The organism is Pseudomonas gozinkensis (assembly GCF_014863585.1).
GTDB lineage: Bacteria > Pseudomonadota > Gammaproteobacteria > Pseudomonadales > Pseudomonadaceae > Aquipseudomonas > Aquipseudomonas gozinkensis.
Map to the genome: position 1 here is coordinate 567,950 of NZ_CP062253.1, position 22,292 is coordinate 590,241.

18 protein-coding genes and 1 pseudogene are annotated in these 22,292 nt (G+C 60.9%); 17 read left to right on the plus strand and 2 right to left on the minus strand.

Translation table 11 applies throughout. The annotated features are described in order from the left end of the window. The 14 genes and pseudogenes from waaC to IHQ43_RS02525 all read left to right on the plus strand — a co-directional run bounded on the left by waaC (position 1) and on the right by IHQ43_RS02525 (position 14,748). On the plus strand, positions 1–1,062 hold the full coding sequence (waaC, locus tag IHQ43_RS02460) for a lipopolysaccharide heptosyltransferase I (protein WP_192563254.1): 1,062 nt from the start codon (positions 1–3) through the stop codon (positions 1,060–1,062). Continuing rightward, on the plus strand, positions 1,062–2,183 hold the full coding sequence (locus tag IHQ43_RS02465) for a glycosyltransferase family 4 protein (protein WP_192563255.1): 1,122 nt from the start codon (positions 1,062–1,064) through the stop codon (positions 2,181–2,183). The genes waaC and IHQ43_RS02465 overlap by 1 nt, the downstream gene beginning before the upstream one ends. Beyond that, the gene (gene rfaP / locus IHQ43_RS02470; RefSeq protein WP_085608461.1) at positions 2,184–2,990 is read left to right on the plus strand and encodes a lipopolysaccharide core heptose(I) kinase RfaP; all 807 of its coding nucleotides are present in this window, start codon (positions 2,184–2,186) and stop codon (positions 2,988–2,990) included. Further along, positions 2,990–3,724 carry a lipopolysaccharide kinase InaA family protein gene (locus IHQ43_RS02475; RefSeq protein ID WP_192563256.1) on the plus strand — a complete coding sequence of 245 codons (735 nt, stop codon included), beginning with the start codon at positions 2,990–2,992 and terminating at the stop codon, positions 3,722–3,724. The genes rfaP and IHQ43_RS02475 overlap by 1 nt, the downstream gene beginning before the upstream one ends. Continuing rightward, complete coding sequence (locus tag IHQ43_RS02480; RefSeq protein WP_192563257.1) at positions 3,721–4,473, plus strand: lipopolysaccharide kinase InaA family protein; 753 nt, start codon at positions 3,721–3,723, stop codon at positions 4,471–4,473. Before IHQ43_RS02475 ends, IHQ43_RS02480 begins: the two co-directional genes overlap by 4 nt. Next, positions 4,473–5,924, plus strand: a complete 1,452-nt coding sequence (locus IHQ43_RS02485; RefSeq protein ID WP_192563258.1) for a lipopolysaccharide kinase InaA family protein — start codon at positions 4,473–4,475, stop codon at positions 5,922–5,924. Before IHQ43_RS02480 ends, IHQ43_RS02485 begins: the two co-directional genes overlap by 1 nt. Before the next feature lie 159 nt (positions 5,925–6,083). Next, the gene (locus tag IHQ43_RS02490; RefSeq protein ID WP_192563259.1) at positions 6,084–6,419 is read left to right on the plus strand and encodes a YceK/YidQ family lipoprotein; all 336 of its coding nucleotides are present in this window, start codon (positions 6,084–6,086) and stop codon (positions 6,417–6,419) included. A gap of 8 nt (positions 6,420–6,427) precedes the next feature. Continuing rightward, a pseudogene (locus tag IHQ43_RS02495) lies at positions 6,428–7,215 on the plus strand (DUF3800 domain-containing protein); the annotation flags it as partial. A gap of 225 nt (positions 7,216–7,440) precedes the next feature. After that, positions 7,441–9,198 (plus strand): carbamoyltransferase family protein, encoded by a 1,758-nt coding sequence (locus IHQ43_RS02500; RefSeq protein WP_007952261.1) that lies wholly within the window; start codon positions 7,441–7,443, stop codon positions 9,196–9,198. After that, positions 9,182–10,312 carry a glycosyltransferase gene (locus IHQ43_RS02505; protein WP_192563260.1) on the plus strand — a complete coding sequence of 377 codons (1,131 nt, stop codon included), beginning with the start codon at positions 9,182–9,184 and terminating at the stop codon, positions 10,310–10,312. The genes IHQ43_RS02500 and IHQ43_RS02505 overlap by 17 nt, the downstream gene beginning before the upstream one ends. Next, complete coding sequence (locus tag IHQ43_RS02510) at positions 10,312–11,208, plus strand: antimicrobial resistance protein Mig-14 (protein ID WP_192563261.1); 897 nt, start codon at positions 10,312–10,314, stop codon at positions 11,206–11,208. The genes IHQ43_RS02505 and IHQ43_RS02510 overlap by 1 nt, the downstream gene beginning before the upstream one ends. 8 nt (positions 11,209–11,216) lie before the next feature. Beyond that, positions 11,217–12,662 carry a PIG-L family deacetylase gene (locus IHQ43_RS02515; RefSeq protein WP_192563262.1) on the plus strand — a complete coding sequence of 482 codons (1,446 nt, stop codon included), beginning with the start codon at positions 11,217–11,219 and terminating at the stop codon, positions 12,660–12,662. After that, entirely contained in the window at positions 12,659–13,813 is a 1,155-nt protein-coding gene (locus tag IHQ43_RS02520; protein WP_039766564.1) for a glycosyltransferase family 4 protein, read from the plus strand. The genes IHQ43_RS02515 and IHQ43_RS02520 overlap by 4 nt, the downstream gene beginning before the upstream one ends. Positions 13,814–13,845: 32 nt before the next feature. Continuing rightward, positions 13,846–14,748 (plus strand): glycosyltransferase, encoded by a 903-nt coding sequence (locus tag IHQ43_RS02525; protein ID WP_208492429.1) that lies wholly within the window; start codon positions 13,846–13,848, stop codon positions 14,746–14,748. An 18-nt stretch (positions 14,749–14,766) separates the two neighbouring features. Here IHQ43_RS02525 and IHQ43_RS02530 read toward each other — a convergent pair whose 3' ends face one another. Both IHQ43_RS02530 and IHQ43_RS02535 read right to left on the minus strand, forming a co-directional pair. After that, the gene (locus IHQ43_RS02530) at positions 14,767–15,984 is read right to left on the minus strand and encodes an acyltransferase family protein (protein WP_192563263.1); all 1,218 of its coding nucleotides are present in this window, start codon (positions 15,982–15,984) and stop codon (positions 14,767–14,769) included. Beyond that, complete coding sequence (locus IHQ43_RS02535) at positions 15,984–17,846, minus strand: bifunctional O-antigen ligase/aminoglycoside phosphotransferase family protein (RefSeq protein ID WP_192563264.1); 1,863 nt, start codon at positions 17,844–17,846, stop codon at positions 15,984–15,986. The genes IHQ43_RS02530 and IHQ43_RS02535 overlap by 1 nt, the downstream gene beginning before the upstream one ends. A 154-nt stretch (positions 17,847–18,000) precedes the next feature. Here IHQ43_RS02535 and msbA point away from each other — a divergent pair, with 154 nt between their 5' ends. The 3 genes from msbA (at position 18,001) to hldE (ending at position 22,291) form a co-directional block, all read left to right on the plus strand. Beyond that, entirely contained in the window at positions 18,001–19,803 is a 1,803-nt protein-coding gene (gene msbA, locus IHQ43_RS02540; protein ID WP_192563265.1) for a lipid A export permease/ATP-binding protein MsbA, read from the plus strand. Between the two features lie 234 nt (positions 19,804–20,037). Next, positions 20,038–20,742 carry a sulfotransferase family 2 domain-containing protein gene (locus IHQ43_RS02545; RefSeq protein WP_192563266.1) on the plus strand — a complete coding sequence of 235 codons (705 nt, stop codon included), beginning with the start codon at positions 20,038–20,040 and terminating at the stop codon, positions 20,740–20,742. A gap of 124 nt (positions 20,743–20,866) precedes the next feature. After that, complete coding sequence (gene hldE, locus IHQ43_RS02550; protein ID WP_192563267.1) at positions 20,867–22,291, plus strand: bifunctional D-glycero-beta-D-manno-heptose-7-phosphate kinase/D-glycero-beta-D-manno-heptose 1-phosphate adenylyltransferase HldE; 1,425 nt, start codon at positions 20,867–20,869, stop codon at positions 22,289–22,291. The last annotated feature ends 1 nt before the right edge of the window (position 22,292 follow it).

A 22,292-nucleotide genomic window follows, 5' to 3' on the forward strand; every position in this document is an offset into this window, starting at 1 on the left:
TTGCGGGTATTGCTGATCAAGACTTCATCGCTGGGCGACGTGATTCACGCGTTGCCGGCGCTGACCGACGCCGCCCGGGCCATTCCCGGGATCAAGTTCGACTGGGTGGTGGAAGAAGGTTTCGCCGAGATCCCGACCTGGCACCCGGCCGTAGGCAAAGTGATTCCGGTGGCGATTCGCCGCTGGCGCAAAAACATCTGGAAAACCATCACCAGCGGTGAGTGGAAGCGCTTCAAGCAGTCCGTTCGTGCGAACAAATATGATCTGGTGATCGACGCTCAGGGCCTGCTGAAAAGCGCCTGGCTGACCCGCTACGTCAAAGCCCCGGTGGCCGGTCTCGACAAGGGTTCGGCCCGCGAGCCGATCGCCGCACGTTTTTATGACCGCAAACTGGCGGTGGCCCGTGGGCAGCACGCCGTCGAGCGTGTGCGCCAGTTGTTCGCGATTGCTTTGGGTTACGACTTGCCCAAGGGCCTGGGCGATTACGGCCTCAACGTCGAGCGTCTGGTCGAGTTGCCGCGCAAGAATGCCTACGTAGTGTTCCTCCATGGCACCACCTGGGACACCAAGCACTGGCCGGAAGCCTACTGGCGCGAGCTGACCGAACGGGTCGGCTACCTCGGCGTCGGGATCAGGCTGCCGTGGGGCAACCCGCTGGAGAAGGCCCGGGCCGAGCGCATCGCCGCCGGTTTCAACCACGCCGAAGTGCTGCCGAAGCTGAACCTGGCCGGTGTCGGCAAGGTGCTGGCCGGCGCCCAGGCCTGCGTTGCGGTAGACACCGGTCTCGGCCATCTGGCCGCGGCGCTGGATGTGCCGACGATTTCCCTGTTCGGCCCGACCAATCCGGGCCTGACCGGCGCGTACGGCAAGCTGCAGATTCACCTCGGCAGCGATTTCCCGTGCGCGCCGTGCCTGCAAAAGAAATGTACGTATCAACCGACCGCGCAGGATGCCCGTCAGTTTGACCTGAAACGCGAGTGGCCCCTGTGCTTCACGCGTCTGAATCCCGAGCGTGTTGCCAGCCGACTGAGCACGTTGTTGATGGCTGAGGAGCTGCGCTGATGCAATTGGCTTTTGTCCTGTACAAATATTTCCCGTTCGGCGGTTTGCAGCGCGATTTCATGCGCATCGCCCTCGAATGCCAGAAGCGCGGGCACCAGATCCGCGTCTACACCTTGATCTGGGAAGGCGACGTACCGCCCGGTTTCGAAGTGCTGGTGGCGCCGGTCAAGGCGTTCTTCAATCACCGCCGCAATGAAAAACTCAGCGCGTGGATGGAAGCGGACCTGGCCAAACGCCCGGTGGATCGCCTGATCGGCTTCAACAAGATGCCGGGGCTGGACGTCTACTACGCCGCCGATGGCTGCTTCGAAGACAAGGCGCAGAACCTGCGCAATTCGCTGTATCGCCGCTGGGGCCGTTACCGCCATTTCGCCGAGTACGAGCGCGCAGTGTTCGCCAAAGACGCGAAGACCGAAGTGCTGATGATCTCCGAAGTACAGCAGCCGCTGTTCATCAAGCATTACGACACGCCGCTGGAACGCTTCCACCTGCTGCCGCCGGGCATTGCCCAGGATCGTCGACGCCCTGCGGATGCCGACGAGATTCGCGCCGGTTTCCGCGCCGAATTCAACCTCAAGGACAACGAACTGCTGCTGGTGCAGATCGGCTCCGGGTTCAAGACCAAGGGCGTCGATCGCAGCCTGAAAGCGCTGGCCGCCTTGCCCGCCGAGCTGAAGAAACGCACCCGACTGTTTGTAATCGGCCAGGATGACCCCAAATTGTTCCAGATGCAGAGTGCGACGCTGGGCCTGGGCGACAACGTGACGTTCCTCAAGGGGCGTAGCGATATCCCGCGTTTCCTGCTCGGCGCCGATCTGTTGATCCACCCGGCGTACAACGAAAACACCGGCACGGTGCTGTTGGAAGCGCTGGTCGCCGGGTTGCCGGTGCTGGTCAGCGCGGTCTGCGGTTATGCCCATTACATCGCCGAGGCCGACGCCGGGCGAGTACTGGACGAGCCGTTCGATCAGGCGCAACTGACGCAATACCTGACTGACATGTTGAATGACGACGCTGCACGGGCGGCCTGGAGCCGCAACGGTCTGGCCTTCGCCGAGACGGCCGACCTCTACAGCATGCCGCAGCACGCGGCCGATGTGATTCTGGCGGAGCACGCTTAAATGAAGTTGATGCTGGCTGAACCGTTCAAGAGCCTGTGGGCTGGCCGCGATGCGTTCGTGGAAGTCGAAGGCTTGCAGGGCGAGGTGTACCGCGAGCTGGAAGCCCGCCGGACGTTGCGCACGGAAGTCGACGGCAATGGCTTTTTCGTCAAGATTCATCGGGGTATTGGCTGGGGCGAGATCTTCAAGAATCTGCTGACCGCCAAGCTGCCTGTACTCGGCGCGGGTCAGGAATGGAAAGCCATTCAGCGCTTGCAGGAAGTCGGTGTGCCGACCATGACCGCCGTCGCGTACGGCGAGAAGGGCAGCAACCCGGCGGATCAGCATTCGTTCATCGTCACCGAAGAGCTGGCGCCGACCATCAGCCTTGAAGACTTCAGCATCGACTGGGTCAAGCAACCGCCGCAGCCAAAACTCAAGCGGGCGCTGATCGCCGAGGTCGCGCGCATGACCGGCATGATGCACCGCGCGGGGGTCAACCACCGCGACTGCTACATCTGCCACTTCCTGTTGCACACCGACAAACCGGTCACCCCGGAAGATTTCAAACTCTCGGTGATCGACCTGCACCGCGCCCAGACCCGCCCGGCGATCACCCAGCGCTGGCGCAACAAGGATCTGGCGGCGCTGTACTTTTCCGCGCTGGATATCGGCCTGACCCGTCGCGACAAGCTGCGCTTCCTCAAAGGCTACTTCCAGCAACCGCTGCGCCAGATCCTGGCTGAAGAAGCACCGCTGCTGAGCTGGCTCGAAGGCAAGGCCAACAAGCTCTACGCGCGCAAGCAGCGTTACGGGGATGCGCTCTGATGGCGGGTTGGAATCTGGAGCCTGAGTACCGTGAACTTGCGCAGTATTTCGGTAGCCTCGAAGCGGTCTTTGCCCTTCAGGGCGAGCGCCTGACTCGCGATCCCTTGTCCGAAGTCATTCGCGTGGAACTCAACGGCGTCAATTATTACGTCAAGCGCTACGTCGGCGCCGGCAAAGGCCTGCGGCGTTATCTGGGCAAGCCCCGGGTGAAGATGGAATGGCAGAACCTCAAGCGCTTCGCCAAGTGGGGCATTCCCACCGCCGAAGTGGTGGCGTGGGGTCTGGAACGCAATGGCATGGCCTACGATCGCGGAGCGATGATCACCCGTGAACTGCCGCGCACCGAAGACCTGTCGGCACTGGCCGAGCGCAATGATCCCAAGCTCAAGGATCGCGCCTGGGTCGATGGCGTCAGCCGGCAGCTGGCCGGTTACACGCGTGTCATGCACGACCACCGCTTCACCCATAACGATCTGAAGTGGCGCAACCTGCTGATCGACGATCAGGCGCAGCTGTTTCTGATCGACTGCCCGAACGGCGATTTCTGGCGCGGCTTCTGGCTCAAGTACCGGATCACCAAGGATCTGGCCTGTCTCGACAAAGTGGCCAAGTATCATCTGTCGAACACGCAGCGCCTGCGCTTCTACCTGCAATACCGTGGACGTGATCGGCTGAATGCCGCCGACAAGCAACGGATTCGCCACGTGGTGAGATTTTTCGAGGGACGCGAATGACTGATTTTCTGGCCGCTGAAGACCGTGCGCTGCTGGAGCGCCACGGCCTCGGCACGTTCGATGCGCTGTGGTCCAAGCAGCTCGACGCCGTGGATGAGCCCAACACCGATGGTGGTGGCTGGAGCAGCGTTTTTCGTCTGGAGCTGGAAGGGCATGGCTATTACCTCAAGCGCCAGTGCAACTACCTGACCCGCACCTTGCACGCGCCCTTCGGCGAGCCGACCTTCGCCCGGGAATTTCGCAACATCAGTCGTTACAACAAGCTCGGCATTCCGGCGTTGCAGGCGGCGTTCTTCGGTGAGCGCAAGGTCAACGGCGAAGTCCGTGCGATCCTGCTGACCCGCGCGCTGGACGGTTGGGACGATCTCGATTCGCTGTTGCAGCGCTGGTCGGACCTCGATGCCGCGCAGCAATCGGCAATTCTCAAGGCTTGCGGGTTGCTGGCGCGCCATCTGCACGGTGTACGTCAGGTGCACGGCTGCTTCTATCCAAAGCACATCTTCCTGCGCGCCGAAGGCGATGGCTATCAGGCGCAGTTGATCGACCTGGAAAAGACCCGTCCGCTGTTGTTCGGTTTGCGTGACCGGGTCAAGGACCTGGAACCGCTGCTGCGCCGCGCGCCGGAGTGGAGCGACGCGCAATTGCGTGAGTTGTTGGCAGCGTATCTCGATCAATCGACGAACAGTTCGCTGGTCGATAGCTGGGTCACGCGGCTGACTGCACGGCGCAGTCGCAAGGAGACCCGCTGATGCAATTGTCCGACCTGAAAAGCGCCGGGCGCACGCCGAGTCTACCGCTGACGGTTTCGCTGGCCGATGCGGCCGGAACGGCAGATCTGCAATTGCTCAGTCTGTTGCGGGTGTTGCCGGGGCAGCGGTACGTCGGTGCCGGTGTGTGGCGCGGGCGTCCGGTGCTGGCCAAACTGTTGGTCGGTAGCAAGGCTGCGCGGCATTTTCAGCGTGAACTGGAAGGTGTGAAACTGCTCGCTGCTCAGGGCATGACCACGCCGTTGCTGCTGGCCGATGGCCTGAAGGACGGCGAGGGTGGCTGGCTGCTGTTCGAGTTCCTCGAAGGCGCCGAAAGCCTCGGCGATGCCTGGAACAAGGTCGAATCCTTGCCGGTGCTGGCCGACGAGCAGTCGGCGGTGCTGGCCGAAGCGCTTGGCGCCATTGGCCAGTTACACGGCAAAGGCTTGTGGCAGGAAGACCTGCACCTGGACAACCTGTTGCGCCACGGTGGTCAGCTGTATCTGATCGATGGCGCGGGCATCTGTGCGGAAAACGCCGGCCAACCGTTGTCCCGGCAGAAAGTGCTGGAAAACCTCGGGGTGTTCTTCGCCCAATTGCCCAAGTCGCTCGAGCCGTTCACCGAAGAACTACTGGTGTATTACCTGCTGAGCAACAGCGAGCACGCGCTGCCGCTGGAAGCCTTGCAGAAGCAGATCGACAAGGTGCGCGCCTGGCGGTTGAAGGATTTCCTGATCAAGGTCGGTCGTGAATGCACGTTGTTCAGTGTGCGACGCGGAGCCTTTGGCCTGCGTTCGATCCGTCGTGAAGAAGAACCCGCGATGCTGCCGGTGCTGGAGCAGGCCGACGCCTTGCTCGATCAGGGCCATCTGTACAAGACCGGCGGCGCGGCCAGTGTCGGCAAGGTCGAGGTTGCCGGACGTGCACTGGTGATCAAGCGCTACAACATCAAGAATTTTGCCCATTGGCTCAAGCGCTTCTGGCGTCCAAGCCGCGCCTGGCATTCCTGGCGCGAAGGCAATCGCCTGGCGTTCCTCGGCATCGCCACGCCCAAACCGCTGGCGGTGCTGGAAACCCGTTTTCTCTGGCTGCGCAGCAAGGCCTATCTGATCACCGAGCACCTGGCCGGGCCGGACATCATCGAGCGCTTTGCGCCGTATGTTGAAAGCGGTGCGGCGCCGGAAAGCGAGTTGCAGGCGCTGGATCAGCTGTTTGCACGGTTGATCGCCGAACGTATCAGCCATGGCGACTTCAAGGGGCACAACCTGTTCTGGCAGGAAGACCGCTGGGCGCTGATCGATCTGGATTCGATGTGCCAGCACGGCTCGGTGGGCAGCTTCGCCCCGGCCTATGCCCGGGATCGAGCGCGGTTCATGCGTAACTGGCCTGAAAGCAGTGCGTTGTATCAGGTGATTGATCAGCGGTTGCCCAAGGATGTCTCGGGCACTGCGTGATTGTTTTCACCAGCGCGTAAGACATTTCTGCAGTTGAATCCGGGTAAGGCATGTGGCGACAAATCCTTGTGACTTGTCCTACGGCCTTCCCCGACCCCATGAACTGCCCGCCGGAAAGCCCCGATGCTAGTTTGCCCCGACGTTCCCGGAGGGCAAATCTTGACCATCAAAGCGGCTATCACCATCGGCGCATTTTCCCTGGCATTGTCCGGCTGCGGCACCGCCGTCTCCGTGTTGCAGGATGACGAAGCCGCCACGCGCGGCCTGCGCAAACAGAAGACCTATTGTCAGTCGATTCCGCGCGTCTACAGCGGGCTCGCCCATGATTTCTGCCTGCTGCACGCGCCGCCCGATCCTACCGGCATTCTGGTGCCGGTCGTCCTGCTCGACCTGACCCTGTCCGGCGTCTTCGATACGGCGTTCCTGCCGTATACGATCTATCGCCAGGCGGTGGACGGGAATATCAGTGTTTATTGGCGATCAAGCCGGGGGTAGATACCTTGCCCCCAACCAGCGAATACAGCGATGTCATCGTTTATGTCGATGAGAGCGGAGATCACGGGATGCAGACACTGGATCCCAACTATCCAGTCTTCGTGCTCGCGTTTTGTGTCTTTCATAAGAGGCATTACTGCGAGAAAGTCATTCCTGCTCTACAGAAATTCAAGTTTGCACACATGGGACACGATTTGATCGGTCTGCATGAGCTCGAAATTCGTAAAGAAAAGGGAGCGTTTTCTGGCCTTTTCATGTCCAGAGAACACAAGAATGCTTTTCTTGAGGAGCTGACTTGCATCATTGAAGGCAGCAACTTCGTTCTGATCAGTTGCGTCGTAGACAAGGCTTCCCTTCGCGAGAAACAAGGCACGGGACACAATCCTTATCACCTCGCTCTCGGCTTTTGTCTGGAAACGCTCTATGAGTTTTTGCAAGAGAAGAATCAACAAGGGGCACTGACGCACGTGATTTTCGAGCGCCGAGGAAAGCGCGAGGATAACGAGCTTGAGTTGGAGTTTCGCAGGATGTGTGGTGGGGCGAATCGATGGGGTATTCAACTGCCGTTTGACATAGTTTTTGCAACCAAACAGGTGAATTCCACCGGCCTGCAGCTAGCCGATCTTGTTGCGAGGCCCATTGGCATGAGCGTGTTGAGGGCGGGGCAGGGAAACCGTGCTTTTGACGTGCTCAAGCGCAAGTTCTATTGCAGCGGGGGCGGAGCAAAGTTGGAGAGGGTTTCGAGAATTGGGGTTTGAAGATTTTCCCATCCCCAAAAAGCGAAAAGCCCCGGTGATCTCACCGAGGCATCAACGCCGACCGGGATCTCCCAGTCCATTTGCAGGGGAGTCTAAGTTGAAGCTTCTGTTGCGTCAACGCACCGGCCGGCCAGTTCCGCTAGAGGTTTGTCGGCGCTTTTAAGCTATAATCCCGCCCTTTAGCTGTCTCTCGCCCGGTGCGAGGGCACATCATTTTTCAAGGCGCATCGCGCCTGAATGCAGACTAAAGAGGCTAGACCCCTGTGGCATTGACGATTCTTGGCCTGTCCGGCGCCCTTAGCCATGATCCTTCAGCAGCCTTGTACATCGACGGCAAGCTGGTCGCGGCGGCTGAGGAAGAGCGCTTCGTACGCGATAAACATGCAAAGAACCGCATGCCCTACGAATCGGCGAAGTTCTGCCTGGAGCAGGCAGGCATCAAGCCGTCCGACGTTGACGTGGTCGCGATTCCGTTCGCCCCGATCAGCATTTTCGGCAAGGCCCGCTGGCAGTACGCCAAGCGTTACTGGTACGCCCCGGACCGCGCACTCGACGCGATCCTGATGGGCAACCGTCGCTACAAGCGCTATCGCAACAAGATCGTCTGGTGCCTGGAGCAACTGGGCTTCGATCCGAAGAAAATCAAGATCGAGCCGGTTGAACACCACCTGGCCCACGCTTCCAGCGCTTATCACTGCTCGGGTTTCAAAGAGAAAACCGCGATCCTCGGCATCGACGGCAAGGGCGAATACGCCACGACCTTCTTCGGTTACGGCGAAAACGGCAAGATCCACAAGATCAAGGAATTTTTCGACCCTGACTCCCTCGGTGGCCTGTACGGCGCGATCACCGAGTTCCTCGGTTTCGACATGCTGGACGGCGAGTTCAAGGTCATGGGCATGGCGCCGTACGGCGACGCCAGCAAATACGATTTCTCGCGTCTGGCCTCGTTCGAGAACGGCGAGCTGGTGATCAACACCGACTACGCCAACGTCATCGGCCTGCGTCGCTATAAAGAGAAGGGCAAGGGTTACTACTTCTCGCCGAAGCTGATCGAGTGGCTGGGTCCGAAGCGCGAAGGCGATATCGCCGACGAGCCGTACATCCACTACGCCGCCAGCATTCAGGCACTGTTCGAAAAAATCGCGCTGCAGATGATCGACTACTACCTGGGCGACGTGCTCAAGGAAACCGGCAAGCTGGCCTACGCCGGCGGCTGTGCGTTGAACGTCAAGCTCAACCAGAAAATCATCGCCCGTGACGACGTCAAGGAGCTGTTCGTACAGCCTGCCTCCGGCGATGCCGGCACCGCAGTCGGCGCAGCGGCCTATGTGTCGAACGCCCGTGGCGTGCCGGTCGAGAAGATGGAACACGTCTACCTCGGCCCGTCGTACAGCAACGAAGACGTGATCGCCGCGTGCGCCCGTCACGAGAACAAACCGACCTGGCGCAAGCTCGACAACATGCCGGAGCAGATCGCCAAAATCATGGTCGATGGCAACCCGGTGGCCTGGTTCCAGGGCCGCATGGAATTCGGTCCGCGCGCACTGGGCGGTCGTTCGATCATCGGCTGCCCGAGCGTGGCTGGTGTGGCTGACCGCATCAACCACCAGATCAAGTTCCGCGAGCGCTGGAGGCCTTTCTGCCCGTCGATGCTCGACACCGTTGCGCCACAGATGATCAAGATCGATCACCCGGCGCCGTTCATGACCTTCACCTTCGAAGTGGCGGAAGAGTGGAAGACCCGCGTGCCGGAAGTCGTCCACGAAGACGGTACTTCCCGGGCCCAGGTGCTCAAGCGCGAATACAACCCGCGCTACTACGACATGATGAAGGCGCTGGAAGTGCTGACCGGCAACGGCGTGTCCCTGAACACCTCGCTCAACCGCCGTGGTGAACCGATGATCTGCTCGCCGACCGATGCCCTGAACATGTTCTTCGGCTCGGATCTGCAGTACCTGATCATGGAAGACATCCTGGTGGTCAAAGAAGGCGCAAACGCTTATGACACGCTCGGCTGAACGCCATGTGCTGCAGTTCTGCCACGGCTATGACGGGCCGTTCCTGGACTGCGCGCGGCAGTACGCCAGCCTGTTCGCGGGCACCGGTTATCGGGTCACCACGGTCTTTCTGACCGGGGCTGCCGATAGCGAGGTGGCCGCGGCCTGCGCCTCCGATGAAGTGTTGTTCATGGAATACAGCTCCAAGGCCATTCGTGGCCTGAAGCTGGGTGCCATCGGCGATCTGCGCAAGATTGCCGCTTCACGCAATTTCAGTTTCTGCATCGCCCATCGCTTCAAGCCGATCTACATCGCCTTGCTCGGCACTTCGCTGCCGGTGATTGGCGTGCACCACGCGTTTGGCGATTACAAGCGCGGTTCGCGCAAACTCTTTGCGCACATTTTTCGCAAGCGCCTGAGCCTGCTCGGCGTGTCCGATGCGGTGCGCGACGACATGCGCCGTTGCCTGCCGAAATGGCCGGCGGCCCGTATCCAGACCCTCTACAACCGCATCGATGTATCGGCGTTGCAGATGAGTCAGGTGTCCGCCCGTGAAGCCCGCGAGACCCTCGGCCTGTCGGCGGATGCATTTATTGTCGGCAACGTCGGGCGTCTGCACCCGGACAAGGATCAGGCCACGCTGTTGCACGGTTTTGCCGCGGCATTGCCCGGTCTGCCAGCCAACAGCCAACTGGTGATTCTCGGCAAGGGGCGGCTTGAGGATGAACTCAAGGCGCAGGCTCGTGAGCTGGGCGTCGGTGATCGCGTGCTGTTTCTCGGCCAGGTGCCGGACGCGCGCAATTACTTCCGGGCGTTCGATGTGTTTGCCTTGAGCTCCGATCATGAACCGTTCGGCATGGTGCTGCTGGAGGCCATGGCCGCCGGTGTGCCGTTGCTGGCCACGGCGTGCGGCGGGGCGAAGGAAGTGGTTGAAGGCGTGGGCATCCTGTTCCCGCTGGGCGACGCCGAGCATCTGGCCCAGGGCCTGAAACATCTGGCCGGCATGGACGAGCAGCAGCGTCGTCAATGCGCGGAGATGATGTTCGATCGCCTGCGTGAGCGCTTCTCCGACCGCGCCGTACGCGACACCTTCTGGCATTTGCCGCAAGTTACCGATCTGGCACCGAGGGGCTGATGCTCAACCGATTTCAAGGCTGGCGCGAACGTGGCTGGTCGCCCGTTGACGCCTCAACTTATGCACAGGCCTGGCAACGTTTCGGCGGCAGCGTCGCGACTCATCCCATGGTCGTCGAGCGTCTGGCGGATCTGGCCGGCATCCCGGTGCGCTATCTGGCCTGGGAGCAGCAGGGCGAAGTCAAAGCCGCAATCCCGACCTGGGGCCGCGACCTGGCCTTGTCCAAGGACGTGCTCAAGCGCAACGGCAAGAAAGGCCTGTTCGATCTTGGCAACGCCGAGCTGATCCTGCCGGCCGCCGCCGATGCTCAGGCTCCGCTGCGCCATCGTGGGCGCTACCTGTCGGCGCTCAACGAAAACCGCTTCAGCGGCCTCAAGTTGCAGACCGAGCAACTGGCCATGGCCCGTACCCCCGAAGAACTGTCGAAGAAGTTTCGCTACAACCAGCGCCGCGAACTGCGCCTGCTGGAAGAGGCGGGCGGCGTGGTGCGGCCGGTCAGCGACTTCTCGAGTAGCGAGCTGGCAGCGATCTACTGCGACCTGTTCCAGCGCCGCTGGGGTTTCCCGGCCACTGGCGCGGCACGCATGGCTGACGTCATTGAGCTGTTGCGCGAGCTGTTGATCGGTTCGGTGATCTTCCTCAACGACGCGCCGATTGCCATTCAACTGGTGTATCGCGTCGAAGCCCAGGAGTGGATCAGCGTCGAGTACATCAACGGCGGCGTCGATCCCGAAACCCGCGAATTCAGCCCCGGCAGCGTTCTGAGTTTTCTCAATACGCAGAGTGCCTGGGAACATGCGCGGGCACTGAACAAGCCGCTGCGCTTTTCCTTCGGTCGTGCCGACCGTGAATACAAGGATCGCTGGTGCAATCCTGTGCCGGTCTTCACCGTATGAGTCAGCCCATGAGCCGCAAACAGCAACTGCTCAAGCGTCACCGGCGCAATAAACGCATCGGCCTGTTGATCGCACTGTTCGTGTTGATCGCCCTCGGCGTGCTGGTGGCCTGGTGGTTGCCGCTGGTGCTGGCGGTAGTCGGCTGGATTGCCCACGAAGCGTGGTTCGCCGATCACCTGTTCTATTCGCCGAAGGACGATTACCAATACAGCTTTCCGCCATTCACCCCGCAGCCCAAGGTGCATTTGAACGGTGAACATTTGCGCCTCGACGAGGGTGTGATGCTGGTGGACGACGCCACGCTGATCCTCGCGGTGAAGGTCAAAAGCAGCTTTCTGGGACGCTTCTTCGATCCTCGGGTCGAGCTGGCCGGTGGCACCGATCCCGATGTGCAGACGTTCGAGCGCGGCGTCAATGGCCTGCGCTATCTGAACCTCAGCGGCCAGGCACAGGCCCTGTCGCAAGGTCTGTTGCGTCTGCGCGGACGCTTTTGCCGGGTCTCCGGCGAGCCGGTGCTGTGGGCGCTGGAGCAACCGGATTACCGCCAGCAGCGGGTGATGGTCATCGCCCCCCACGCCGACGATGCCGAACTGGCCGCCTACGGACTGTACAGCCAGGCCAGTGAAACCTGGATCGTGACCCTGACCGCCGGCGAGATCGAAGCCGAACACTATCAGCAGATGGGCCTGAACAAGGTCGAGGCGGCACGGCTCAAGGGCCGCTTGCGTGCCTGGGACAGTCTTGCCGTACCGCGCTGGGCCGGCGTGCCGCAGGAACATTGCGTGCAGCTCGGGTATTTCTGCCTGCAACTGGCGGCGATGCAGGCTGCACCGAATCAGTCCATTGGCTCGCGCGAAGCCGATCTGAGCGACACGCGTCTGTTCCGTCAGTTGAATCCGTTTGCCCTGCCCGGCGATGCCGACGGCGCGCCGACCTGGAACAATCTGCTGGCCGACCTGCGTGAAGTGCTGTCCCGTGCGCGCCCGGATGTGATCGTGCTGCCGCATCCCACACTCGATCCGCATCCCGATCACATCTGCGCCCAGGAAGCCGTTCTGGAAGCCTTGCGCGGCCTCGATTGGCATCCGACGCTGCTCGGCTATGCCAACCACTTGCACGACAACGACCGTTGGCCGATGGGCGACAGCGGGCAGGGCATCGCCTTGCCGCCGACGTTCGACGCGGCACTCGCGATGCAGCCGCTGTGCCTGCCGCTGTCGATCGAAGTGCAACGGGACAAGGCCATGGCGCTGGGCATGATGCATGACCTGCAGCCACCGGCGCCGGTCAAGCGTCGCCTGCGCCGGTTGTTTCAGCGGCTGCTGGCCGGCCGGCGTCCGTCGGTCTACGGCGAGAACGAATTTTTCCGCAAAGCAATCAGGCGCCAGGAGTTGTTCTGGGTACTGAAGCAGAGCGAAACAGGGGCGACGGGATCGCACCGGGGAGAGGTATGAGTCAACGCGCAAAGGTTCTGCAGCTGCAGCCCGACTACAACGTCAAATCCCATGATTTCGCCGACCTCGCCGAGCAAATCGTCAAGGCGCTGCCGACCGATCGCTACGAGGTGACAGCAGCCTTCCTGCGCGGCAAGCCAGGGCCGGGCGAGGCCGTCAGCCGTGCCGACCGTTCAGTGTATTTCGAGTTTTCCGACAAGTCGCTCAAGGGCATGCGCCTGCGGGCGATGTGGCAGCTGTACAAGTTCTGCCGCCGGGAAAAATTCGACGTGGTGATCTGCAACCGCTTCAAACCGGTGAACATGATGCTGACGCTCAACCGCTGGTTGAAAGTGCCGCTGTGCATCGGCATTTCCCACGGTTTCGGCGAGTACGACCGCTTCTACCGTCGTCGCCAGACTCAACGCCTGATTGATCGGCACTGGCGTTTCGTTGGTGTGTCGCCGGCGGTCAAGCAGTACCTTCTGGACTGCGATTGCGGTTTCACTGACCAGAACACGTACGCGATCACCAACGCCATCGATATCGAACAGGCCGAAGGTTTGCAGCACAGCCGCGAACGTGCGCGCGAGTTGCTGGGTATCGACCCGAAGGTGCGTCTGATCGGTGCGCTGGGGCGACTGGTGTCGGTCAAGGGTCACACTTACCTGTTGCAGGCTTTCGCCCAGCTCAAAGACAAATACCCGAACACCCAACTGGCAATCATCGGTGCCGGACGCCTTCAGGCACCGCTGGCCGCCGAAATCGAGCAGTTGGGCCTCAGCGGTCGAGCGCACCTGCTGGGCTTCAAGGAAAACGCCCTGCAATACGTGCGCGCGTTCGATATCTGGACCATGCCGTCGCTGGCCGAAGGCCTGGGCCTGGCCTTGCTGGAGGGCATGAGCGGGCATCTGCCGGTGATCGCCTCGAACGTGCCGGCCATGCTGCCGCTGATCGAAGGTGCCGGTGGCTTGTCGATCACGCCCAAGGACGTGCCAAGCCTGGTCGCGGCGCTGGACACCTACCTCGCGCTGTCGGATGACGAGCTCAAGGCCAAGGGCGAGCAGGCCTACCGCTATTTGCAGGAACAGCACGACATCGAGGTCTTCCGCCAGGAATACCTGAACCTGATCGACTCCGGCCTGGAGCAGGCCCGCAAGGAACAGCCGTGAGCGAAGAAAGAGCCATGAGCGAAGAAAGAGTCATGAGCGAGTCCGCAGCCGTGAGCGGTGAGCAACCTCTCGTCACCGTCATCATCGCGTCCTATAACCACGGGCCGTACATCGAGGAAAGCATTCTCAGCGTCATCAACCAGAGCTACCGGAACATCGAGCTGCTGGTGGTCGACGACGGCTCGAAGGACGACAGCGTCGAGCGCATCAAGGCCTTGCAGGAAAAACACGGCTTCGACTTCCGGGTGCAGCAGAACCAGGGCCTGACCAATACGCTCAACGGTGCAATCGCACGGGCCAAGGGCAGCCTGATTGTGCCGTTCGGTTCCGACGACATCATGTACCCGGACCGGATCGCCACCCAGGTCGCCTACATGGACGGCAAGCCTGAAGTGGGCATCTGCGCCGGCAACATCGAACTGATGGATGCCGACGGCAACCTCTACCCGGAAAAACGTCAGCGTCGGGACGTGCCGTTCCGCCGCCTGGACTTCGATGACATGTTTCTGGAGCGCAAACCATATCCGCCGGCGCCGACCCTGATGATCCGCCGGGAAGCACTGGACAAGGTGGGGGGGTTCGATCCGACGATTCGTCTCGAGGATCTCTACATCGAGCTGAAAGTGACCCGCGCCGGCTACTTTATCGATGGCCTGAACGTAGTGATGGCGCGCTATCGCAAGCACGCCACCAACTCCTACAAGAACCACCGCTTCATGATCGAAAACATTCTGCGTACCTACGCGCTGTTCAGTGATCATCCGCTGTACGACGAAGTGCGTTACAAGTCGCTCAACTCGATGTTTCTGAAGACCGCCAACCGCGATCGCAAACTGGCCCGTGAACTGCTGGCGCAGATTCCCTTCAAGGCCTGGAACAAGAAAACCTGGCGCGGGCTGGGCCGGTTACTGTTTTCGCCACTGGAAAAAGACTGAGGTCGTTGTCGCTCGCACTCAGCGAGCGACTTTTTCCGCCAGTTGCTTGCTGCCTTTCTGACGCTGGCGAATCCACTGCACCACTTTCTTGCCCGCGTTCATGCCTGGCTGCTCGATGTAAAGGAATGTCGCGCTGCTGATCAGTATCAACAGGCAGGTGCAGGCAGCCAGCAACGGCAGGTAAACCCAGGTCTCACGGGCATCGAGATGCAGCACCGGCGGCAGACGCTGGACCATCAGCCAGAGCACGAAACCATGGAGCAGATAGGTGCTGTAGCTGATTTCACCCAGCCAGCGAATGCTGCGTGGTTTCAAGGCGCCGAACAACGTGTTGCCCGAAGCCACGATCACGAAAAACAGTGACAACAGAAACAGCGGCGCGATCTTGAAGGCCCGGTTGAACACGGTGAAGGCCAGTGCCAGAGCCACCAGGGCGATCACGCTGGCCAGCGTCGTGCGGCTCCAGGCCACCAGTTGCGGGCGGCGAACCCAGTAAGCAGCGGTGATACCGCCGAGAAAACTGGCCAGGAAATGCTTCTTGAGCGAATGCTCCCAACCGACCAGCTGGTAAAGCGTGTAGATCCCGATCAGGCACAGGACCACCTGTCGCCAATTGCCGCGATAGACGAATATCAGCGCCGCCAGTGGCAGCGCCAGATAGAAAAACACTTCATAGGCCAGCGTCCAGGTGACGTTGGAGATCAGCATGCCGGTTTGCGGATACTGGTTGACGTCGGGACGGTCGAACGTCAGCCATAGCAAGCCCTGCTTGAACAGCTGTGACAGCGGCACCTTCAGTTGCCAGTCCTGCAGGTAGAAAACGGTGACGAACACCGCCAGCATCAATGGCAGATACAGCGGATACAACCTGAACACCCGCGAAATGCCGAAGGCCAGCCAGTCGTGCTGACGGCCCTGGGCCAGCAGGCGGCTCCAGAACAGGAAACCGGTAATCATGAAGAACAAGGCCACGCTCCCCTGTCCCAGCATCGAGTAGAAGTTGCTCGGCGGAAACTCGATCACTCCCGTGCGCAGGAAAATCCAGGTGATGATCGAGTGATGCACGAATACACCGAATGCCAGATAGCCACGCAGGCCGTCGATACTTGCATAGCGGCTTTCACCCGAGTGCTGCAGGTGGCGTGCGATTTTCGGCACGGCTCGCAGCAGCAGCGCGGCGGATACGATGGCCAGCAGATAGGCGGCCGGCGCAATGAACGGACTGGTCTCAATCATCAATGAACCCGAGCCGGCGTGTTGCCGGCCAGCACTTGCCTGTGCAGATTGTCTACGGCGGATTTCGACGCCGTTACGGCGTACCCCTGGAGCAGCGCCTCGAGGTGGTCCTCGAAAAGCCAGCGTTTGTCGACGGTGTAGCGTTGCATGTGGCGCAGATTGCGCTGACGCAGTGACAGACTGAGTGGCGAAGGGTAGATCCGCAGGTCGGCCAGATCGATCAGCCCGAACTCGCCATCCTCCAGCACCAGTACGTTACCCAGATGCAGCGAGCGGAAATACACACCTTGCTCATGCAGGCTGGCCATGAATTTGCCGAAACGCTCCACCAGCGCATGCCGCACGGCCGGCGCGGTGATTCCCTGCAGAACCTGGCGCAGGGTATGGCCCGGCAGCGGCGTGTAATGCACGGCGCTGCTGCCGTCGTCGAGGCGATACAGGTTCAGCACCTGGGGCGTGGGAATGCCCATCCCGCGCAATTGCTCGCTGTTGACGGCAAACCGTTCGGAATACGGGTTGAAACTGCCCGAGGTGTACCAGCGGCGGCGGCGAAACAGCTTGAGAAAGCTGCCATCGGAAAGGCGCAGGACCTTCGGTCCGAGTCCGTCTTCCTCGATGACCTGGGCGTCGTTGCCGAGCTGTTGCAGGGCGGATGACGAAAGCTTCTGTACCGGCATCGTCAAAAGACGTCGGGCACGTTGATTGATGCTCAGGGCCGCAATCAGCGCCAAAGGAATCCAGAGCAGGAACCAGTGCTCCTTGGGGCGAGAAATGATCCCGCCACCCTCGGTCAGCCCGGCACCGATGCCGAACACCAGCCAGGTCGAAGCGATGATCAGCAGCGGTTGCACGCGCTGGCGCCAGCTGCTCAGCAGCCCCCAGGCCTGAAAAAACAACCAGGGCAGCATGCCGAGGATGCCGACGTAATAAAGAACGCCCAGCGCAAAGCTGTGCGGTTCCTGGAAGTTGTAACCGACGCCCGGGTCTATCGCCAGAACCGCGTTGTAGCCGTGGCCGATCCATGGATGTTCAGCGATTTTTTCCAGGGCCTGCTGCCAGATTTCGAAACGGTAGGAGTCACCGCGCTCGATGATCATCTTCGAGAACAGCACCGCCACGGTTGCGCCGCCGATCACCAGCGTGCCCAACAGCACCAGCGAGCGACGGTTCCAGCAAATCAGGCTCAGCCACAATGCTGCCATGGTCAGCGCTACCAGCGGGGTGCGGGAACCGGTTCCGATCACGGCCATGAACATGATCAGCATTGCAGGGATGCTGAGCCAGTACAGCCGGCGATTCTTGCAGGTCATGCTCAGACTGAGCCAGTAGGCGCAGAAAAATCCGAACAGGTGGGAGCTGAGCAGCGGGTTGTCGAACGCGCCGCCGCCGATCAGGCGCGCGCCGGGTTCAAAATGGAGCACGAACGGGACCAGGAAACAGGTCGTTGCGACCAGGGCCACCAGCGCGGCGCCGAACAGCAACGGTGAAAGGATGTCGCTGCGGTAGCGAACCAGCAGGAAACATCCGGCGAACAGCATCAGGGTATGCAGCGGTGGCTTGAACATGCCGCTTATCGGCTCGTCCTGCGGCCCCCAGCAAAGGCTGAGCAGTGCCCAGGCGGCGAACAGCAGCAGGGCGATGAACACCGGTTCACGCAGCATTTCCCTGATTTCCCGCGGGCGCAGGCACAGGGCGATCAGTGTCGGAATGCTGAACAGCCCGTAAAACAGCTTGTGATGAATACTGCGACCCGGCAGGAAGAACAGCGCGCACAAGAGCAGGAAGTAGCCGACGGGAAGTATCCACAGGCTGATGAAATCGAAAATTCGATTGGACGTACTGCTAAAGCCGCGAAGTTGCATGCTGAAAGATTCAATCCTGAGGTTGATCGGCCATTTCGATGATGGCTATTTGACGCTGAAAAAGACGCCTAACAATAACAGCCTTTGGCCGATTGCCAGAACCCTGAAGAAGCTGTGCTAAAGTCAGCGTCCTTTTTATCGACTTTCGCGTGATATGACCGACTCCAGTCCCGCCGCAAGCCCTTCGAGCTTGAAAATCTACTTCCGCCTGCTCGGCTATGTCCGGCCGTACATCAGTCTGTTCCTGATCAGCATCGTCGGTTTTCTGATTTTTGCCTCGACCCAGCCGATGCTCGGCTACATCCTCAAGTACTTTGTCGACGGTCTGTCCAATCCCGAGGCAGTGCTGTTTCCCACCGTGCCTTACCTGCGTGACCTGCAGCTGTTGCAGGCCGTACCGCTGCTGATCATCCTGATCGCCGCGTGGCAGGGGCTCGGATCTTATCTGGGCAACTATTTCCTGGCCAAGGTTTCCCTGGGCCTGGTGCATGATCTGCGGGTGCAGCTCTTCAACAACCTGCTGGTCCTGCCCAACCGTTACTTCGACAAGCATAACTCCGGGCACCTGATTTCGCGTATCACCTTCAACGTCACCATGGTCACGGGGGCGGCAACAGATGCGATCAAGGTCGTAATCCGTGAAGGCATGACGGTGATCTTCCTGTTCGCCTCCCTGCTGTTCATGAACTGGAAGCTGACGCTGGTGATGGTTGCGATCCTGCCGTTGATCGCCGTGATGGTGCGCACCGCCAGCAAGAAATTCCGCAAGCAGAGCAAGAAAATCCAGCTGGCCATGGGCGACGTGACCCACGTGGCGTCGGAAACCATTCAGGGCTATCGCGTGGTGCGCAGCTTCGGCGGCGAAGCCTACGAGGAGAAACGCTTCCTCGACGCCAGCCAGAGCAACACCGACAAGCAGCTGCGAATGACCCGCACTGGTGCGATCTATACGCCGATGCTGCAACTGGTGATCTACAGCGCCATGGCGGTGCTGATGTTCCTGGTGCTGTTCCTTCGTGGTGACGCGTCGGCCGGTGACATGGTCGCCTATATCACGCTGGCCGGCCTGCTGCCCAAGCCGATCCGTCAGTTGTCCGAAGTCAGTTCTACCATCCAGAAAGGTGTGGCCGGTGCCGAAAGCATTTTCGAGCAGCTGGACGTCGAACCGGAAGTCGATACCGGCACGGTCGAGCGCGACTCGGTCAGCGGTCGCCTCGATGTGCGCAACCTGAGTTTCACCTATCCGGGCACCGAGCGTCAGGTGCTCGACAACATCAGTTTCTCGGCCGAGCCGGGACAGATGGTGGCGCTGGTGGGGCGTTCGGGCAGCGGCAAGTCGACCCTGGCCAACCTGATTCCGCGCTTCTATCACCACGACAAGGGTGAAATCCTCATCGACGGCGTGGAAGTGGAGCAATACAAACTGCTCAACCTGCGCCGCCATATCGCCCAGGTCACCCAGCACGTCACGCTGTTCAGCGATACCGTGGCCAACAACATCGCTTATGGCGATCTGGCCGGCGCGCCGCGCGAAGACATCGAGAAAGCCGCGCGTGACGCCTACGCCATGGACTTCATTTCGCAGCTGCCTGAAGGCCTGGACACTCAGGTCGGCGAAAACGGCGTGCTGCTTTCCGGCGGCCAGCGCCAGCGTCTGGCGATTGCGCGCGCCCTGCTCAAGAACGCGCCGTTGCTGATTCTCGACGAAGCTACCTCGGCTCTGGACACCGAATCCGAGCGGCACATTCAAGCCGCGCTGGATCAAGTGATGAAGGGCCGCACCACGCTGGTGATCGCTCACCGTTTGTCGACAATCGAGAAGGCCGACCTGATTCTGGTGATGGATCAGGGCCGGATCGTCGAGCGCGGCACCCACGACGAGCTGCTGGCACAGAACGGCTACTACGCGCGTCTCAATGCCATGGGCCTCGACGCCCCGGCCGAAGACATCGCCTGATCAAGAAGTACACCCTGTGGGAGCGAGCCTGCCCGCGATGACGGTGCGACAGTCAACATCAATGTTGAATGTGCATACGCCATCGCGAGCAGGCTCGCTCCCACATTCATTTGTATCCAGACCTTTACCCTTCCTGACCAAACCGGCATAAAACCCGGCATCGCGCTTGTTAAGGTTCCTGAACGAACTCTGACTGCAAATCGAAGGGGCCATCCTCTTCGCGCGGGTGCTGGCATGCTGCAACGTTATCTCTGGAAATTGCTGCCCAAGCCGCAGCGGGCCTTTCTGCTGGGGCGTCTGTCGGTGGTCGACCGGCAGGTGGTGAACAAGTCGATGTCGGCCAACCTGCGTTTTCCCGAAGCTTTCGCACAGCGCTCGTGCCTGTTCATCCATGTGCCCAAATGCGCCGGCAGCAGCGTGTGCGCGGCGATGTTCGACGGCTGGCGTCCCGGCCATTTGCCGTTGTACTGGTATGAAGAGCAATTCCCTGCGCAGTTCGCCGCCGCGTACAAATTCGCTTTTGTGCGTGATCCGCTGGAGCGCGCCTACTCGGCCTACGCCTTCCTGCGCGGCAACGAGCTGAGCAGTCGTGACCATGCAGCGCAGCAACTGGTCCGACAGTACCGCGATTTTGACGATTTCGTCGGACGCTGGCTGCATGCCGACAATATCCCGCGGCAACTGCACTTTGCTGCGCAAACCGACTTTCTTACCGATTCGCTGGGCCATCTGGCGCTGGATTTCATCGGATATCAGGAGCACCTGGAGCGGGATTTCCGTCTGGTGTGCGAACACCTGGGGCTGAAGAACCCGTTGCCGCACGTCAACCACTCCCGGCAACGACGTCCGCTGCCGGCGCGAGAGTTTTGCACGCTGCGCACGCAGCGTCTGGTGCGACGGGTCTATGAGCGTGACTACGAGATGCTCGCCTATGAATGAGGCATCGTTGTTCAAAACATGAGCAAAAAATCCTGTTGTTTCATCCTGTTGCAGCCGCCGCACAAGCCTTCGCCAACCCTGTGTTAATATCGCGCCCCTGTTCATTTTGTATGTGGGTTGCTCCATGAAGTTGTCCATGCCGCGATTCGATCAAGCCCCTGTCTTGGTGGTCGGCGATGTCATGCTCGACCGTTACTGGCATGGTGGTACCTCACGGATTTCCCCTGAGGCGCCGGTTCCTGTCGTTAAAGTCGAGCAAATCGAAGACCGCCCGGGCGGTGCCGCCAACGTTGCCTTGAACATTGCCGCGCTGGGTGCGCCGGCGTCGCTGGTCGGTGTGACCGGTGACGACGAAGCCGCCGACAGCCTGAGCAACAGCCTCAAGGGGGCGGGCGTACGGGCTCTGTTCCAGCGCATCGCGCACCAGCCGACCATCGTCAAGCTGCGGGTCATGAGCCGGCACCAGCAATTGCTGCGTATCGACTTCGAAGAACCGTTCGCCACCGACGCACTGGCCCTCGGCGCGCAGGTCGACGACCTGCTCGAAGGCATCAAGGTGCTGGTGCTGTCCGACTACGGCAAAGGCGCCCTGAAAAACCATCAGGCGCTGATCCAGGCCGCGCGTGCCAAAGGCATTCCGGTGCTGGCCGACCCGAAGGGCAAGGATTTCTCGATCTACCGTGGCGCGAGCCTGATTACCCCGAATCTCAGCGAGTTCGAAGCCATCGTCGGCGGTTGCGCCGATGAGCACGAGTTGGTGACCAAGGGCGCGGCGCTGATGCACGACCTCGATCTCGGCGCACTGCTGGTGACCCGTGGCGAACACGGCATGACCCTGTTGCGTCCGGATCATCCGGCGCTGCATTTGCCTGCGCGGGCCCGTGAAGTGTTCGACGTGACCGGTGCCGGCGACACAGTGATTTCCACCCTGGCGGCCGCGATTGCCGCTGGCGAAGAACTGCCGCACGCGGTGGCGCTGGCCAACCTGGCGGCGGGCATCGTGGTCGGCAAGCTCGGTACGGCGGCGATCAGCGCCCCGGAACTGCGTCGCGCCATTCAGCGCGAGGAAGGTTCCGAGCGTGGCGTGCTGGGTCTGGAGCAACTGCTGCTGGCAGTCGCCGATGCCCGTGCGCACAACGAGCGGATCGTGTTCACCAACGGCTGCTTCGACATCCTGCATGCCGGCCACGTGACCTACCTCGAGCAGGCGCGAGCGCAAGGTGATCGTCTGATCGTCGCGATCAACGACGATGCTTCGGTCAGCCGCCTGAAAGGGCCGGGCCGGCCGATCAACAGCGTCGACCGGCGCATGGCGGTTCTCGCCGGTCTCGGCGCGGTGGACTGGGTGATCAGCTTTGCTGAAGGCACTCCGGAAAACCTGCTGCGCGAGGTCAAGCCGGACGTGCTGGTGAAGGGCGGCGACTATGGCATCGACCAGGTTGTCGGCGCCGACATTGTTAAAGCCTACGGCGGCACCGTCAAAGTGCTGGGGCTGGTGGAAAACAGCTCGACCACGGCGATTGTGGAAAAGATCCGCAAGTCCGAGTGAT

What these genes read in the sequence shown, in the direction of transcription:
- IHQ43_RS02465 (WP_192563255.1), top strand. Translation starts at nt 1,062, where the DNA reads ATGCAATTGGCTTTTGTCCTGTACAAATATTTCCCGTTCGGCGGTTTG.
- rfaP (WP_085608461.1), top strand. Translation starts at nt 2,184, where the DNA reads ATGAAGTTGATGCTGGCTGAACCGTTCAAGAGCCTGTGGGCTGGCCGC.
- IHQ43_RS02475 (WP_192563256.1), top strand. Translation starts at nt 2,990, where the DNA reads ATGGCGGGTTGGAATCTGGAGCCTGAGTACCGTGAACTTGCGCAGTAT.
- IHQ43_RS02480 (WP_192563257.1), top strand. Translation starts at nt 3,721, where the DNA reads ATGACTGATTTTCTGGCCGCTGAAGACCGTGCGCTGCTGGAGCGCCAC.
- IHQ43_RS02485 (WP_192563258.1), top strand. Translation starts at nt 4,473, where the DNA reads ATGCAATTGTCCGACCTGAAAAGCGCCGGGCGCACGCCGAGTCTACCG.
- IHQ43_RS02505 (WP_192563260.1), top strand. Translation starts at nt 9,182, where the DNA reads ATGACACGCTCGGCTGAACGCCATGTGCTGCAGTTCTGCCACGGCTAT.
- IHQ43_RS02510 (WP_192563261.1), top strand. Translation starts at nt 10,312, where the DNA reads ATGCTCAACCGATTTCAAGGCTGGCGCGAACGTGGCTGGTCGCCCGTT.
- IHQ43_RS02515 (WP_192563262.1), top strand. Translation starts at nt 11,217, where the DNA reads ATGAGCCGCAAACAGCAACTGCTCAAGCGTCACCGGCGCAATAAACGC.
- IHQ43_RS02520 (WP_039766564.1), top strand. Translation starts at nt 12,659, where the DNA reads ATGAGTCAACGCGCAAAGGTTCTGCAGCTGCAGCCCGACTACAACGTC.
- IHQ43_RS02525 (WP_208492429.1), top strand. Translation starts at nt 13,846, where the DNA reads ATGAGCGAGTCCGCAGCCGTGAGCGGTGAGCAACCTCTCGTCACCGTC.
- IHQ43_RS02530 (WP_192563263.1), bottom strand. Translation starts at nt 15,984, where the DNA reads ATGATTGAGACCAGTCCGTTCATTGCGCCGGCCGCCTATCTGCTGGCC.
- IHQ43_RS02535 (WP_192563264.1), bottom strand. Translation starts at nt 17,846, where the DNA reads ATGCAACTTCGCGGCTTTAGCAGTACGTCCAATCGAATTTTCGATTTC.
- msbA (WP_192563265.1), top strand. Translation starts at nt 18,001, where the DNA reads ATGACCGACTCCAGTCCCGCCGCAAGCCCTTCGAGCTTGAAAATCTAC.
- IHQ43_RS02545 (WP_192563266.1), top strand. Translation starts at nt 20,038, where the DNA reads ATGCTGCAACGTTATCTCTGGAAATTGCTGCCCAAGCCGCAGCGGGCC.
- hldE (WP_192563267.1), top strand. Translation starts at nt 20,867, where the DNA reads ATGAAGTTGTCCATGCCGCGATTCGATCAAGCCCCTGTCTTGGTGGTC.